15 protein-coding genes and 3 tRNA genes are annotated in these 15,092 nt (G+C 59.3%); 10 read left to right on the forward strand and 8 right to left on the reverse strand.

Annotation, left to right across the window (positions count from 1 at the left end):
• Positions 1 to 2: 2 nt before the first annotated feature.
• Positions 3 to 75: transfer RNA gene (locus tag NW857_RS00500), tRNA-His, on the reverse strand.
• 68 nt (positions 76 to 143) lie between these two features.
• Between NW857_RS00500 and NW857_RS00505 the strand changes: the two genes are divergently transcribed.
• Positions 144 to 944: a photosystem II S4 domain protein gene (locus NW857_RS00505; protein ID WP_414332675.1), complete on the forward strand. Its 801-nt coding sequence runs from the start codon at positions 144 to 146 to the stop codon at positions 942 to 944.
• Between the two features lie 49 nt (positions 945 to 993).
• Here NW857_RS00505 and NW857_RS00510 read toward each other — a convergent pair whose 3' ends face one another.
• The 4 genes from NW857_RS00510 to yidC all read right to left on the reverse strand — a co-directional run bounded on the left by NW857_RS00510 (position 994) and on the right by yidC (position 4,350).
• The gene (locus NW857_RS00510) at positions 994 to 1,905 is read right to left on the reverse strand and encodes a homogentisate phytyltransferase (protein WP_414337444.1); all 912 of its coding nucleotides are present in this window, start codon (positions 1,903 to 1,905) and stop codon (positions 994 to 996) included.
• 9 nt (positions 1,906 to 1,914) lie between these two features.
• Entirely contained in the window at positions 1,915 to 2,409 is a 495-nt protein-coding gene (locus NW857_RS00515) for a YceD family protein (RefSeq protein ID WP_414332671.1), read from the reverse strand.
• An 86-nt stretch (positions 2,410 to 2,495) separates the two neighbouring features.
• Complete coding sequence (locus NW857_RS00520) at positions 2,496 to 3,089, reverse strand: protein jag (RefSeq protein ID WP_414332669.1); 594 nt, start codon at positions 3,087 to 3,089, stop codon at positions 2,496 to 2,498.
• A gap of 70 nt (positions 3,090 to 3,159) precedes the next feature.
• On the reverse strand, positions 3,160 to 4,350 hold the full coding sequence (gene yidC, locus NW857_RS00525; protein WP_414332667.1) for a membrane protein insertase YidC: 1,191 nt from the start codon (positions 4,348 to 4,350) through the stop codon (positions 3,160 to 3,162).
• Between the two features lie 198 nt (positions 4,351 to 4,548).
• On the opposite strand from yidC, the gene NW857_RS00530 reads away from it, so the two are divergent.
• Together NW857_RS00530 and NW857_RS00535 are read left to right on the forward strand one after the other, a co-directional pair.
• A tRNA-Asn gene (locus NW857_RS00530) sits at positions 4,549 to 4,620 on the forward strand.
• Between the two features lie 243 nt (positions 4,621 to 4,863).
• On the forward strand, positions 4,864 to 5,382 hold the full coding sequence (locus tag NW857_RS00535; protein WP_414332700.1) for an inorganic diphosphatase: 519 nt from the start codon (positions 4,864 to 4,866) through the stop codon (positions 5,380 to 5,382).
• A 6-nt stretch (positions 5,383 to 5,388) separates the two neighbouring features.
• On the opposite strand, the gene NW857_RS00540 is transcribed toward NW857_RS00535, so the two are convergent.
• Positions 5,389 to 7,005 (reverse strand): B12-binding domain-containing radical SAM protein, encoded by a 1,617-nt coding sequence (locus tag NW857_RS00540; RefSeq protein ID WP_414332665.1) that lies wholly within the window; start codon positions 7,003 to 7,005, stop codon positions 5,389 to 5,391.
• Between the two features lie 137 nt (positions 7,006 to 7,142).
• On the opposite strand from NW857_RS00540, the gene NW857_RS00545 reads away from it, so the two are divergent.
• Positions 7,143 to 7,991, forward strand: a complete 849-nt coding sequence (locus NW857_RS00545; protein WP_414332663.1) for a methyltransferase domain-containing protein — start codon at positions 7,143 to 7,145, stop codon at positions 7,989 to 7,991.
• Between the two features lie 85 nt (positions 7,992 to 8,076).
• Here NW857_RS00545 and NW857_RS00550 read toward each other — a convergent pair whose 3' ends face one another.
• Positions 8,077 to 8,697: a uracil-DNA glycosylase gene (locus NW857_RS00550; RefSeq protein WP_414337495.1), complete on the reverse strand. Its 621-nt coding sequence runs from the start codon at positions 8,695 to 8,697 to the stop codon at positions 8,077 to 8,079.
• Between the two features lie 289 nt (positions 8,698 to 8,986).
• Here NW857_RS00550 and NW857_RS00555 point away from each other — a divergent pair, with 289 nt between their 5' ends.
• The 6 genes from NW857_RS00555 (at position 8,987) to NW857_RS00580 (ending at position 14,094) form a co-directional block, all read left to right on the forward strand.
• Positions 8,987 to 10,447, forward strand: coding sequence for a TldD/PmbA family protein (locus NW857_RS00555; RefSeq protein ID WP_414367693.1), 1,461 nt, complete (start codon positions 8,987 to 8,989; stop codon positions 10,445 to 10,447).
• 15 nt (positions 10,448 to 10,462) lie between these two features.
• Positions 10,463 to 11,359, forward strand: coding sequence for an Rpn family recombination-promoting nuclease/putative transposase (locus tag NW857_RS00560; RefSeq protein WP_414367695.1), 897 nt, complete (start codon positions 10,463 to 10,465; stop codon positions 11,357 to 11,359).
• A gap of 13 nt (positions 11,360 to 11,372) precedes the next feature.
• Positions 11,373 to 12,713, forward strand: coding sequence for a TldD/PmbA family protein (locus NW857_RS00565; RefSeq protein WP_414348881.1), 1,341 nt, complete (start codon positions 11,373 to 11,375; stop codon positions 12,711 to 12,713).
• Between the two features lie 4 nt (positions 12,714 to 12,717).
• Positions 12,718 to 13,515, forward strand: a complete 798-nt coding sequence (locus tag NW857_RS00570) for an MBL fold metallo-hydrolase (protein WP_414332651.1) — start codon at positions 12,718 to 12,720, stop codon at positions 13,513 to 13,515.
• Positions 13,512 to 13,937 carry a DUF2358 domain-containing protein gene (locus NW857_RS00575; protein ID WP_414332649.1) on the forward strand — a complete coding sequence of 142 codons (426 nt, stop codon included), beginning with the start codon at positions 13,512 to 13,514 and terminating at the stop codon, positions 13,935 to 13,937. Before NW857_RS00570 ends, NW857_RS00575 begins: the two co-directional genes overlap by 4 nt.
• 72 nt (positions 13,938 to 14,009) lie before the next feature.
• Positions 14,010 to 14,094, forward strand: a tRNA-Ser gene (locus NW857_RS00580).
• Positions 14,095 to 14,432: 338 nt separating this feature from the next.
• Here the strand turns inward: NW857_RS00580 and NW857_RS00585 are convergent.
• Positions 14,433 to 14,978, reverse strand: coding sequence for a hypothetical protein (locus tag NW857_RS00585; protein ID WP_414337428.1), 546 nt, complete (start codon positions 14,976 to 14,978; stop codon positions 14,433 to 14,435).
• Between the last annotated feature and the right edge of the window lie 114 nt (positions 14,979 to 15,092).

Genomic DNA, 15,092 nt, shown 5'->3' on the forward strand with positions numbered 1-15,092 from the left:
AGGGCGGACGATGGGACTCGAACCCACGAATGGAGGATCCACAATCCTCTGCCTTAACCGCTTGGCTACGCCCGCCAGGATTTCGGGTATCTAGCTTAGCATGGGAAAAACGGGACTGAGCTACAAAGTCGAAGCACCCCAAAATGCTACCCAAAGCCGATTTACTGCAAGGGGCAGAGTATCGAGAAACCCTGGCACGGGTCTTGGATTGGGGAGACCAAGCCCTCAAAACCTGGCAAGTGGTCTGGAGCGACTTCCTTTCCCCACCCGAACTAGCCGAGGTGCAAGCTCGGCTGCGCAACTTGACCGAACTCCAAGTGTGGGCTTGGGGAGGGTACCCCCAGGCAGAGCGCCAACGCTTGGCCCTGGCTCGCTCTGAAGTGAGTCTGGAGGTCGGGGATCCAAAGCCCGATCAAGAAGGGATCCCCTTGGCCGCCCTGCAGATTCAAGGCAACTTCCTGTTCGACCCGGCCACCCACCGGGATTTTCTGGGAGCCTTGTTGGCAGCCGGCATCGCCCGCGAGAAGGTGGGAGACATCCTCGTGTTGGGAGACTCAGGTGCCCAGGCCATTGTGGTGCCCGAACTGGTGGACTATCTCAGCCTCAACCTGACTCAGGTGCGCACGGTGCCTGTCAAAGTGAGCCGGATCCCTCTGAGCCAGTTGAAAGTTCAACCCCCCCGCGTCAAATCCATCACCAGCGTGGAAGCCTCTTTGCGCTTGGATGCAGTGGCCTCAGCCGGGTTCGGCATCTCCCGCAGCAAGATGGTGGAAGAAATCCAACGGGGGGAAGTGCGGGTCAATTGGAAGCCCATTACCCAAGCCAGCTACACCGTTGGCCCTCAGGATTGGATCGCCATTCGTGGCCGCGGCCGGCTGCAAATTGAAGAGGTAGCCGAAACAAAGAAAGGCCGCTTTCGAGTCCAAATGAAGCGGTATCTCTAGGTTTTTTCTGGCCTGAGCTTGGGCAGATCCTTAGCTACAGGAAAATGCTCTAGAAAAAAGAGAAAAAAGCCCAAGGATAAAGCAAATACTCTAAGTAAAACAACTTCCAGATCAGTTGATAATAACCAACGATCGCATCTCGGCGACTGAGATCGAGGTGGACACCATAGCCTAAGAGGATCCCCAGCCCTAACAAATGACCCATCAACAGCCAGAGGCCGTTGCCCGCGAGGGGCAAGGAGATCCCCACCCCGATAAACCCCAGATAGCAAAAGGCCAAAATGGTGATACAAAACCTTGAAATCCGCTCTGGCCCAAAGCGCAATGAGAAGGTGGCAATGGCAAACTGGCGATCCCCCTCCATGTCGGGAATATCTTTAAAAAGGGCGATCACCAAGCCGAAAATCGACATAAATCCCGTTAGCCAAACAATCGGAGCAGAAAGCTCGACCCTTCCTTGCATCACCTGCTGAAAATGGCTGTAAAGGCCCAAATTGACGATCAAACCGCGCACGCTGTAAATGCAAGCCGAGGCCGCCAGCGGAAACCGCTTCAAACGCAAGGGGGGCAACGAATAGGCCGTGCCGATCCCATTGCTCAACAGCACCGTCAGCAACAGGTAAGGGATCCCAGCCGCGGCCAGCAGGAGGGACGCCGCCCCACAAGCCACGACGATCCCCAGCCCCTGTCGCCAACTCAGGCATCCGGCAGCCAAGGGCAAATGGGGTTTGTTGACGCGATCGATTTCCACATCCGTCAGTTGATTCAAGCCGACGATGTAGACGTTGGCCGCCAAACAGGCCGCCCAAGCCAAGCCCAATTGGGGCAGCGCCGAGAGAACCGGTTGCAGGGATCCGGCAGCCACGAACCCCGCCAACAGGTAGAGGCCCAGCACGCTGGCGCTGGTGCCATAGACGGTGTGAGGCCGAGCAAAACGCCAGAGAACTTGTGGACGCAACATTCAAAAAAGCTAGGGAGAATCTTTCAAGAAAGAGGCCAAAGCTGCCCAGCGGGGATCCACCGCCGGCGCGGGAGATTCCACCCCAATGCCCGGACAATCGGGACGGCAGGGCAACTGGCGGGGCATCTGCAGATGTAGGTGCTGGTACATCCAGTCTTCGACATCCAGCTCACCATTGCAGGGCAGGCTCTCCAGCAGATCTGCTTCGTCTTGCAATTCCAGCTCCAAGGGCAGAGGCTCGGAACTGGGCTCCCGGATCAGGATGATCTCCTCAACTGCCAGATGCAGCCGGTGGTTAAACTGCTGTAGGCAACGGTGACAGGTGAGAGTCACAATGGTGTGGGCTTCGGCACTGACCTCGAGAAAGTGGCCCCGATGGCTGACTTCTAGGGATCCCTCGACAGGGGTCAAGCTCTCAAAGCCCGCAAAAAATTGCTTGAACTGCAACGCCTGGGTCTGACCTGGCATCTGCCGCAGATCGGATAGACGAATGGGCCTTAACATCGCACCCCCTCCTTCGCACGTTTTGGGTAGCAGGGATCCCTGTTGTCAGGGTAGCAAGAGAGCGCAACGGGTCGCGGCCCAAATTTTCAGGACGAGGAAGCCAGTCGGATCACCAGACGACGGTCGGGCTCTTTACCACGGCTGAAGGTTTCCAAATCGGCGTAGGCAGGGTCTTTCAGCAGCGTGTGGATCTGCCGCCGCTCAGCAGCCGAGAGATCTGGAAACTCGTATTCGCGGCCACCGGCTCTCACCTTTTCCACAGCAGCAGCCACCAAAGCCTTCAGCTCCTGCAAACGCCGCTGACGATAGCCGTCCAGATCCAAAATATAGGGCTGCTGCTGGTCTTCCGGCAGGTTGAGGTTGAGAAGGGTGTTGGCCAGGTATTGCAACGCATCCAGCACCACAGGAGAGCGCTCTTCCTCCAGACCGGCCTCTTTGGAAGACGGCAAGGGCGATGCAGACACCTTGGAGAGCAGGAGTTGCTTCTGATCCGAAGTCAAAGAAGCCGCCTCGATTTCCAACACCTCACCCACCACCCGCACCTCCGCCGCGATCCCCATGGCCATCAGCACCTGCTGCAACCACTGCTTGGCTCGCTCTTGGTTGGCCACAAAGGTGGACTTGCTGGGGGAGTCAGATTTCTTAGCGGCAGATCCCGTAGAAGACTTAGGGCGGCTCATCTTGGGCAGCTTCCAACGTTGAAAGTGAGCTATCAACACTCAACAAGTCCACCCCAGCAGCTAGGCTTCCCTAGGGCTCAAAGGGCAGGGATTCACGGCCTTCCTTGGCTGCCCTGGGCTTGCTCGATTTCTCCACTTCCTTGGCCTCCACCGCTATTGTCTGGGCAGCCCGACGGCGCTCCTCTTCCACCAACTGCTGCAAGTTCTCCGGCAATGGCTCCCGCGAGAGCAAGAAAGTCTGCACCGTTTGGAAGATGTTGGAGACGAGGATGTAGAGCAAGACCCCCGCCGGCAACGGGAAAAACAGGAACATCGCCGAGAACAGCACCGGGGTAACACGAGCCATGGAACTCTGGCTGGGATCCTCTTTGCCCATATCCTGTCCGGCGTTCGTCAGGTACTGGTTCAGGTAAATGGACACCCCAAAGATGACGATCATGGCAATGATGTCCCAGTGGATGGTGCCATCCGGGTCAAAGGCTCCCACACGGCCCAACTTGTCGATGAACAGGAAACCGGTATCCGAGGCCAAACCGGGAATCGACACTTGCACAGTCACGTCCCCCGGCTGCAGGGCCAGCAAGGTGCCGTCTGGCTGGATCTGGGCGCGATCTTCCCCTTTGGTGATCTTCCAGGTGGGCTGCAACAGGTTGGGATCCCCACCTGCTTCTGTCACCAACTGCTCAAAGGGCTTGCCCCCCGGCCCCTGCAGCAAAAATTGCACCTCTTCCCCGACGGCGATCTTGGTACCCTTAGGCACCACCAGCACCACCGGCTTATGGAGAGAATCGGTCACAAAAATGTTCTTGCTGGGGCTAACGTAGGGAGCGGGCACCACCTCAGCCGCCACCTCCGCCGGCAGGATCTGCAAGTTGACGTCGTAGGTCACCGCCGCAAAGGGGGATCCCCGCAGGGTGGCAAACAGGGCAAACAGCACCGGCATTTGAATGAGCAGCGGCAGGCAGCCCCCCAAGGGATTGGCCCCCAGCTCGCTGTACAGCTTGGCCTGGGCTTCGCGCAGCTTTTGCGGATCGTCCCGATACTGCTCCTGGATTTCTCGCATCCGCCGCTGCATGACAGGGTTGATCACCTTCATGCGTCGCATGTTGCGGATGGATCCGACATTGAGCGGGTAGAGAGCAAAGCGGATCACCAACGTCAGGAAGATAATGGCCAGTCCATAGCTGGGCACGATCCCATAGAAAAAGTCCAGGATCGGCAGCATGACGTTGTTGGAGAGGAATCCGACTCCGAAGTCCATGAGGGGGTGCTGGCGAATGTCCGTAACCTATTGTAATGGCTTCCGTCCGGTTGACGAGGACGTTTTCCCGGACTTTCCGCTAGAGCAGGGTTGACAAACCCACGCACAATCTGAACTGGGGATCCCAAGGCCACCCAAGAGCTCCTCATCGGCAGTTGCCTAGCGGTGCTTTTTTCTCCTATGATGGAAAACGCTTAATCCTCGGTAGCTCAGCGGTAGAGCGGTCGGCTGTTAACCGATTGGTCGCAAGTTCGAATCTTGCCCGGGGAGTGTGTCCGCAATTGATCGAAAAGCTGGATCGGGATCCCGCATGCTTGGGGGCGAAGGCCAAGTCTTCGGTCTTATCGAGGATGGGGCACCTCCCGATGGGGGGAGAAGGGATGTGAAGGCCGGCTGAGGAGCCTGCCTCGCCGGTTGGCTGCTCCCGGCAAAGCGTCCCTCTATCTTTTGCGGCAGGGAGTATGTCAAAATACCCTCTGGCTGTCTATTCCCACTTTGAGGGTGCCTGCTGTGATCGACCTGTCGCGGATCCCTGCCCAACCGAAGCCCGGCCTGCTCAACATTTTGATTGAGATCCCCGGCGGCAGCAAAAACAAGTATGAGTTCGACAAGGACATGGGGGCGATGGCGCTGGATCGGGTGCTCTACTCCTCGGTGCAGTATCCTTACGATTACGGCTTTGTGCCCAACACGCTGGCCGGAGATGGGGATCCCTTGGATGGCTTGGTGATTATGGATCAGCCCACCTTCCCCGGCTGTGTGGTCACGGTGCGCCCGTTGGGCATGCTGCAGATGATCGACGGCGGGGATCCGGATGAGAAGTTGCTGTGTGTGCCCGCTAAGGATCCCCGCTACGCTTCGGTAACCAAGCTGGAGGACATTGCCCAGCACCGCCTGGATGAGATTGCGGAGTTTTTTGCCACCTACAAGCGCCTGGAAAAGAAGGAAACCCAAATCTTGGGCTGGAAAGGCTTGGCCGAAGCCGAGGCGATCATTGCCAGTAGCATTGCCGCCTACAAACAGCCCAAGTAGGCACCTTCAAGAGCTGCCAACCGAAAAAGCTTCCTGGCGATGTTGTAACAGTCGCTCTGGGGTGAGAGGGCCTTCGATGTGCTGCCAAGGCAGAGGATCCACTGGATCCCAGTCGCTGTGCACGTAGTAGTCCAAGGGCGGCAGTTGTCCCTTGAGCTCTTTGAAGGCGCGGCGGAAGCTGCCCAGAGACTCGCCCCACTGCCGCGCCAACTGCAAGACTCGGGCCACCCGCCGATCCCCCCGCGAGATGAGGGCTTGGATCACCGACCAACTGTAGCTTTCGGGACGGAACTCCACGCCCAGGGGACGCAGATGTTTTTGATACCACTGCAGCTTTTTCTCGGCCTGGGGATCCACCCCCTGCCACTGGAAGGGGGTGTGGGCCTTGGGCACAAAGGTGCTACAGCCCAAAGTCAAGCGCAGGCGGGGAGCCGCCTTCTTGAGCTCCTTGAAAAGAGCAACCGTCGCTTCCAGGTCGGCCTGGGTTTCCGCCGGGATCCCCACCATGCCGTAGAACTTGATCCCCTTCAGTCCGCCGGCCTGGGCGTGGGCGGCCGCCGCCAAGATCTCTTCATTGGTCAGCTTCTTGTTGACGATCCGGCGCAGCCGTTCTGAGCCGCTTTCAATGGCCACGGTAATGGACTGGCTGCCGCGGCGGGAAAGCACTTGCGCCAAGCGAGGCGTGACCGTGCCCGTGCGCACCGAGGCCAGGCTAAGGCGCACCTGCTCAAAGCGATCCTGCGCCAGGTACTCCAGCAACGGCTCAAACTGGGGGTGCTGGGTTACCGAAGCCCCCAAAAGGCCAATCCGCTGGGTAACCTGCAGCCCCCGCTCCACCGCCGGGATCAGATGCCCTTCTACGTCGGCAGCGCGAAAGGGCAAAGTTAGGTAGCTGGCCAGGCAAAAGCGGCACATCTCGGGGCAACTGCGCACCACCTCCACCATGTAGATGCTCTCCCAGGCCGCTTTGGGGGTAACCACGGTGGACACCGAGAGGGTGTTGCCGCGGAAGGTGTGCTTGCGGATGGAGCTGGGGATCCCGTCCCGCTTGGGAATGACCTTTTCCACCGGGCCGTCGGGGCCGCGGTAGTGCACTTCGTAGAGGCTGGGCACGTAGATCCCCGGCACCTGAGCCAGCGCCTGCAGCTTTTCGGCCCGGGATCCCTGCCGCACCTGCTGATAGGTCTGGATCATCTGCTCCACCAGGCCTTCCCCGTCTCCCAGCAGGATCAAGTCAAAGAACGCAGCAAAGGGCTCAGGGTTGGCCGTCAACACCGGGCCGCCGCCAAAAACCAAGGGATGCGCTTCTTCCCGCGCCTCGGCCTGGAGGGGGATCCCCTGTCGTTCCAACAGATCCAGGATATGGACGTAGTCCAGCTCCCAAGACAGGGAAAAGCCCACCAGCTCCGGATCCCGCGGCAGCGGCTCGGCCAGGTCGGTAAACAGGCGGGCGACCGCCACCTCGCGGCGGCTGGCCAGCAGGCTCCAGATGACCTGGTAGCCGAGGCTGGTGATCCCTACCGAGTAGGTGTTGGGAAAGGCGTAGATGACCCGCACCGCGTCAGGCGCAGGTGTGGCCGGGGTGAAGAGAAGCTGTTCCAGAGCCAATTCCGAGGTGGCCAAGGCAGTCTAAGAAAGGGGGATGGGCGGCAAGGGCCTACTTTCCCAGCTTAATCGGGGTTTTGTCAGGCTGCGTCCAGGGCCAGCAGGGACGGCCAGATCGTCCAGAATGGAAGGGATCCCGACCCGCTCCTACCTGGATGGCTTCCCCCCTCAACCAACGCATCCGCCGCTTCTACGATGCTTCCTCCGGCCTGTGGGAGCAGGTGTGGGGGGAGCACATGCACCACGGCTACTATGAGCCGGGCCAGACCGGCAAGGATCGCCGCCAAGCCCAGATCGATCTCATGGAGCGAGTGATTCAATGGGGCCAGATCGGGGATCCTAAACCCCCTCAGCACATCCTCGATCTCGGCTGTGGCATTGGAGGGAGCAGCCTGGAGCTGGCGCGGCGCTTTGGCGCCGAGGTAACAGGCATTACCCTCAGCCCTGTCCAGGCCCGACGGGCCACGCAGCGGGCCCAGGAGGCCAGTCTGAGCCACAGGGTGCGCTTTTGGGTGGCCGATGCCCTGGAAATGCCCTTTGCCGACCACACCTTCGATCTGGTCTGGGCTCTGGAAAGCGGCGAGCACATGCCAGATAAGCGGCGGTTTCTGGCCGAGGGCTGGCGGGTCTTGCAGCCGGGCGGGCAGATGATGGTGGTGACCTGGTGCCACCGCGAGGGATCCCTGAGCCGCCAGGATCAGCGGCTTTTGCAGCAGATCTACGACGTGTACTGCCTGCCCTATGTCATCAGCTTGTCGGAGTATGAAGCACTGGCCCAAGAGGTGGGGTTCGAGCAGTTGCGCACCGCCGACTGGTCGGAGCGGGTGGCCCCCTTTTGGGATGAGGTAATTGCCTCGGCTCGCGATTGGCGGTGGATCCCGGCTTTGGTGCGCAGCGGCTGGGTCACCGTTCGTGGGGCGCTGGGGCTGGGCCTGATGCGGCGGGCCTATGCCACCGGCTTGCTGCGCTTTGGCTTGCTGAGCGGCTTCAAGCCTGCAAGTTAGGGATCCCATACCCCCCTCTCCCAAGGGAGAGGGGCTGGGGGTGAGGGCAGCAGCGCTGGCCACGTAAGCGACAGGGAAAGTGGGCTCAAAAGTCCTGCTGGGGTGGCGTTGCGCCAGCAAGTTCTAGGTACTTCTGCTTCACCGCCTGAATATCCTGCCACATCAACCACTTGGGGCTGCCGGGGGTGCGGTCAGGGTTGCGCAGCAAGTAGGCGGGGTGGAAGATGGGCATGCACCAGCGCCCCTGCCACTGGATCCACTCGCCGCGGATCTTGGTAATGCCCCGCTTATCCCCCAAAAGGGAGCGCACCGAAGTGGCCCCCGTCAACAAAATGATCCAGGGATCCACCAGGCGAATCTGCTCCAAGAGATAGGGTCGGCAGGCGTCCATCTCCGCCTGGGTGGGTACGCGGTTGTTGGGGGGGCGGCATTTGACCACATTGCAGATGTAAGTATCCCGCTCGGGATCGAGCCCCACCGAGGCCAGGATCTTGTCCAGCAACTGGCCGGACTTACCTACAAAGGGCAGGCCTTGCAGATCTTCGTTTTCCCCCGGCCCCTCGCCAACAATCACGATCTTGGCTTTAGGGTTACCTCGGTGCACCACCACATGGGTACGGTTGGCCGCCAACTCACAGCGCTGGCAGACTCGGCAGTGCTGCTCCAGTTGTTCTAGATCCCGATAGGTGCCAGGGGGAATGGGCACCTGAGCCGAGAGCGGGATCTGATCCCATTGGGGAAGCGTCTCCGTTGCAGAGGCAGGTGGCTCTGGGGGATCGTCAAATAGGCTGGGCTGAAGCTCCGAGGGTCTTTTCTTGGCAGCCATTGCAAGGTGAGGGATCCTTGTGCAGCGATCTTCGGCCGCTCCTCTGCCCTTGTCAAGCTTGGAGTCTCTTTCCCCAAAAGGGCAGCCTTTACGTCTTGTTAAACTGAGGGAGCAAAAGATGGCGGCATCTAGCCTGCCCTTTCCCTCTTTTGAGTGCTCTCGGCCTACTATGCTGCTTTTATCCAAAGAACTGCCCAACCTCGACTACCGCCCCACCCTGCAGCGCTTCGGCGAGGATTGGCGGGATCCCCTTGCAACTCTCTTGGGCTGGGGGCGGGCTGCCGGCGCCGATCTGGTGGAGATCTTCCTGGAGCGGGCTAACTCCATCAGTTGCCTGGCGGAAGACGACACCCTCACCAGCATCACCCCTCGACTTTCCACCGGCGCGGGGGTGCGGGTGTTTCGCGGCCTGGCCGACTGCTACGTCAGCACCAACGATCTCTCCTTTGCCGGCCTCAAAGCTGCCCTAGAAAAAGGCCTGCTCTTGATGGGCCTCACCCCCCCTGGCCCTGCTGCTTTGGTCTCCACCGTCAACCTAGGGCTGCTCCAGGACTACGCCGAGCGCCGCGGTAAAGACGGCTGGCTCAAGGAATGCAGCTCCCTTGCCGAGATGGGGGAGATCCTGCTGCGGGCCAACGCAGAGCTGAAGCGGCAAGCTCACCATGTTCAGTCCCGCCGCACCAACTACTTCCGTGACTGGCAGGAGATCCTGGTGGCCTGCAGCGACGGCACCTTTGTGCGCGACATCCGCCTTACCCAGTCGGTTAGTTCTACCCTGCTCTGTGCCGATGGGGATCATCGCGCTTCCGTTAGCCAGCGCGCAGGGGGCACCAGGGATCCCGACTTTTTGCGCCGCTGGGATCTCGTAGCCCACAGCCAGGAGCTGGCAGAAGCCGCCGGCCAGATGCTCTATGCCGACTATGTGGAATCGGGCACCTACCCGATTGTAATGTCCAACGCCTTTGGCGGCGTCATCTTCCACGAGGCCTGTGGGCATCTCTTGGAAACGACCCAGATCGAGCGCAAAACCACTCCCTTTGCCGACAAAAAAGGCCAGAAAATTGCCCACAAAAACCTCACCGCCTGGGACGAGGGGCTTTCCGAGGGGGCCTTTGGCAGCCTGGACGTGGACGACGAGGGCATGCCCGTCCAGCGCACCCTGCTCATTGAAAAGGGCATTTTGAAGAACTTCCTGGCCGACCGGGCCGGCTCCATGCGCACCGGCCATCCCCGCACCGGCAGTGGTCGCCGGCAAAACTACACCTTTGCCCCTGCCAGCCGCATGCGCAACACCTACATCGCCCCCGGCGACGCCGAACTGGACGACCTGTTTGCCTCTATTGACAAAGGCATCTACTGCAAGCGCATGGGGGGCGGCAGTGTCGGCCCCACCGGCCAATTTAACTTTGCCGTGGAAGAAGCCTATCTCATCCAAAATGGCAAAATCACCAAGCCTCTCAAGGGAGCCACGCTGATTGGAGAAGCCAAGGATATCTTGACCAAGATCTCCATGTGCTCCAAGGATCTCCGCCTGGCGCCTGGCTTCTGCGGTTCTGTCAGCGGCAGCATCTACGTTACTGTGGGTCAGCCCCACATCAAGGTGGACTCTATCACCGTGGGCGGGCGCTAGTTTCAGGGATCCCCCATGGCCTACGACAACATCTGCAAGTACCTGGCGGAGCGCTTTCCGGAGCAGTTTGCCCGTTGGCTGATGGGAGAGGTAGCTCTGCCGGTACAGCTTCTGCCCACAGAACTGTCGGAGGAGCCCATGCGAGCCGATTCGGTCATTCTGCTAGGGCTACAGCAGGGCATTTTGCATCTGGAATTTCAAACAGATCCGGATCCTGAAATCCCCTTTCGCATGGCCGACTATCGGCTCCGCCTCTATCGGAAATATCCCCAGCTATCGGTGCGGCAGGTGGTCATTTATCTTCGCAAAACGCGCTCGCAGCGGGTCTTCCAAACCTCTTTTCGCCTAGAAAGGCTGAGCCATGAGTTTGAGGTCGTTCGCCTGTGGGAGTGTAACTTGCCGGCCAGGGTCGATTGGCCAGCGCTGCTGCCTTTTCGAGTCTTGAGCCAGGTGGAGGATCCTGGAGAAACCTTACGAGAAGTCGTTGCTGAGCTGGAGCGCTTGCCAGAGTCCAGCGAGCAGCGGGAATTGGCAGCGGCAACAGCCGTTTTGGCAGGACTAGCATTGGATCGGGGCTTGATTCGGCAAATCATGAGGTCCTTGGATATGAGGGAATCGGTGATCTACCAGGAATGGCGGGCAGAAGCTCTGCGGGAGGGGTTGGAAGCAGGGCGCAAAGAAGGCCTGCAACTGGGCTTACAACAGGGCTTACAACAGGGCTTGCAACAGGGTTTGCAACACGGGGAAGCAACACTGGTTTTGCGGCTTTTGCGGCGGAAGCTGGGATCCCTTGACCCGGCCTTGGAAAACCAGATTTGGGCCTTGCCGCCGTCGCAGCTGGAGGCGCTAGGGGAAGCTTTGTTGGATTTCCACAGCGTGGAGGACTTGACCGCCTGGCTGGCCCGTCGGTAGGGAAGGAGTAGCGATGCTGCAAGTTGAGGCCTTGGCCGAACAGGCGCAAAGCTGTGCCAAACGTTTGGGGATCCCCCAGTTTGATCTCTACGGAGCCGAGGTGGACGAGACCAGCGTGCAGGTGGAGCAGGGGGAGCCCCGTCAGGTAAAAGCCTCTCACCGCTGCAGTGTGACGGTGCGGGCCTGGAACGACCAGGGCCAGGTGGGGGTGACTTCCACCACCGCTGTGGACGAGGCAGGGCTGGAACTGGCTCTGCAGACGGCCTTTGAAGCCAGCCACTTCGGCGTGCGGGAACACGCACCCCAATTGAGTCCAGAAGCGAAGCTGCCCATTCTCCAACCCTGTAACGCCAAAAGGCCGCTGGCGCTGGCCAGTGAGCTTCTGGAGCAACTGCTGGCCGCTGAGAAGGCTTTACTGGGATCCCATCCCGCCATCCAGGGGGTACCCTACAACGGCCTGGCCCAGCGGCAGATCGACCGCTTTTACCTCAACAGCGACCAGGCTCTGCGACAGGAGGGCCACACCCTGACCTCGGTCTTTCTCTACGGCAAGGCAGAACAAGAGGGTCGCAAACCCCGCAGCGCCGGCGCTATGCGGGTGGCCCGCAGTCTAGAGGAGTTGGATATCCAGGGCTGCGTCAAGGAAGCAGCCGAGAAACTCATCAGCCACCTGGAGTACGAGCGGATCCCTTCGGGGAAATACACAGTGGTTTTTTCCGGGGAAGCTTTTTTAAGCCTCTTGGGCGCTTTCTCCAATCTCTTCAACGCCCAAAACATCCTGGACAACCAAAGCCTGTCCACTCCCGACTCACTGGGCAAGCAGATTGCCTCGCCGCTGCTCTCGGTGTGTGATGACGCCTTGCACCCTACCAACGTGAGCGCAATTAGCTTCGACGGTGAAGGCACTCCCACCCGCCGCGTTCCCCTCATCACCAATGGAGTTCTGACCCACTTTTTGCACAGCGCCGGCACCGCCAAACGCCTGGGGGCCCAGCCCACGGGACATGCCAATATCGGCGCCAAGGTGACGGTGGCGGCCCACTACTACCACGTCTTTGCCGGGGCTCCACCAGAGAGCACCTACGACCTGGCCACGGCTGAGAATGTGGTCTGGATTGACGAGCTGCAGGCTCTCCATGCCGGAGTCAAGCCTCTGCAGGGATCCTTTTCCCTGCCCTTTCAGGGCTGGTGGGTGCGCCAGGGAGAGCGCATCAGTATCGAGGCGGCAACGGTAGCGGGGGATTTTCTAGGACTCTTGCAGTCGATTTTCTACGTCGAGCCGGAGCCCCAAATCACCCCTGCTGGTCTGTGTCCCCGCATTTGGGTAGCCGATCTCTCCATCACCGGGCAGTAGCACCATGAAACTCACCCGCATCGACCTCAACAGTTGGCTAATCCATACCCAGACCCAGACTTTTCTGCTGGATCCGTGGCTGGTGGATCCCTTGGTGTTCTTTGGCCTGCCCTGGTTCATCCGCCTGGAGCACCGCCAGGTGCCGCCCTTCACACCAGAAACCCTGCCCAAACTCGACGCCATCCTCCTCAGCCAGGGCCAGCCGGATCATTGCCACCCCCCCACCCTGCAGCGGCTGAACCGGCAGATCCCGGTTTTCGCTGCGCCGACAGCCGCCCGCGTGGCACGGAGCCTTGGCTTTAAGAGGGTGCAGGCCCTGGATCCCTGGCAGTCAGTGCAGTGGGGAGATCTGCGCATCACAGCGGTTCCGGGAGCACCTCTAGGGCCGGTGCGGGAGCTGGGCTTTTTGCTGGAGGAGCTGCCGACCCAGACGCGGCTTTACTACGAGCCCCACCTCTCCCAACCGGATATCCGCCCGCGGCTGCAGCAGGAGTTTGCCCCCATCCACACCCTGCTGATCCCGGTGGTAGGCCAGATCTTTCCCCTCTTGGGCGAGGTGATCATGGGGCCGGAGCGGGCCCTGCAGGTGGTGGCCGCCCTGCGCCCACAGCAGGTGATTCCCACCGCTATGGGAGAGGTAGATTACCACGGCTGGTTTGCCGCCCAGATCCGCCCTCTGGGGAGCCTAGAGGAGTTCCGGGAAAAGCTGGGATCCCTGAACGCCGCCACCGGCCAATCCATCCGGCTGTGCTGTCCTGCCCCGGGGGAGACGGTATCCCTTCCCGCTGAGGTCAGAGCATGAGCCACCCTTCTCAGCCCAGCCTCGACCTGGTGGCCATCCTGCGGGCCGATTACGCCCGCTTTCCTCGGGATCAAACCTACTCCATCTACGACCCCCAGGTTTATTTCCGGGATCCCCTCAACGAGTTTCGCGGCCTGGATCGCTATCGAGCTATGATCGCCAGCCTAGAGCGCTGGCTGCAGGATATCCATCTTGAGCTGCACGACATCCACCAGAGCGGCAGCCACATCCGCAGCGAGTGGACGCTGAGGGGATCCCTGTCTTTTTTGCCCTGGCGTCCCCGCCTGTGCATCCCCGGCTGGACAGAGATGCGGCTTAACCCCGCAGGTCTCATCGAATCCCACGTTGACTACTGGCGCTGCTCCCGCTGGAAGGTGATGCGGCAAATGTTTCGGCCTGGGGATGCCAAAGGATCCTCTTAGTGACCGCCATCCTTTGCTAGGATCACAAAGCTGACTTTTTAGCTCTGCTGGAAAGTCATTAATCTGTGCGCTGGAGAGATGGCCGAGTGGTCGAAGGCGCAGCACTGGAAATGCTGTGTGGGGCAACTCACCGTGGGTTCGAATCCCACTCTCTCCGTTATCAGGTAGTCCACTGGTATCCACCCAAGTCCAGAAAGTTCTTATCTGGTGAGGCTTCTGGGCTTTTTGGTGTCCAGGGAAGTCTGGCCAAGTCCACTGAGATCCAGGCTACAGTGGGACACGGCAAGCGGGGTCGGGCATGGACCTAACGGAGTTGGCCATCAGAAGTGCCAAGCCCAGTTCGAGCTCTGCACAACCAATGCCACTGATCCAAACCTCATTGTCAGCTTCATCGGACGGATCCCTGATTCAATGTAGTCAATTTCTTCTCTTCTTGGATTAGCCAACATTTAGCGTAAAGTTTAGCTCTACGAATTAGTTAATGTATAGTTCGGGTTACCTTCCTCTCGTCAGTCTTTCAATCAGAACATCTATTGATCCGACGCAATGATGGTTTGCTGGAATGGAGTAATACTTTTCTTCTGCTCCACGAATTTTAGGGTTAACGATTGGAAACTCTCCATCTTGCAAGGCATTAAAAAATTCAGTGTCGAGCGCTACCGTACGTAACAAGTCGTTCCGAGGCAAGTGATGCACTAACCAAACCTCATGTTCTCCTTCTCTTTTTCTTTGAGCATTTTGAACCTTGTCAGGTCTAATCCACAGAGGCTGATATTCGTCGACCGAGGTTGTCAATGGCCCAGTAATTTCAAGGTACACGTTTGTTCCAACGACAAAGATATCTGGATCACCTTTCTCGTGACCATGCTGTGTTGCGTTCCCAGGTAGGTACTCTGACTGGCCTGTCCCTAAACCTCTAAATTCAACTTGAATTCTGCCATCAGACATAGACTCCAGAAGCTTTGCAACCTTATGCTCTCGCTTTGCAGACTCCTCCCAGGAATGTTTGTACTTATCTTTCCAATAGTTGAAGTCAGGCACGTTGTACTCACCTCATTTTCTTAACTCTGATAAAGCCCAAAGGCTTTTTTCCCAGATAGAGTATCATCCATGAACACCCCTGGAATCTGTCCAGCAGCTCAATCACTTCTGAAG

This window comes from Synechococcus sp. H55.9 (genome assembly GCF_047462355.1).
Lineage (GTDB): Bacteria > Cyanobacteriota > Cyanobacteriia > Thermostichales > Thermostichaceae > Thermostichus.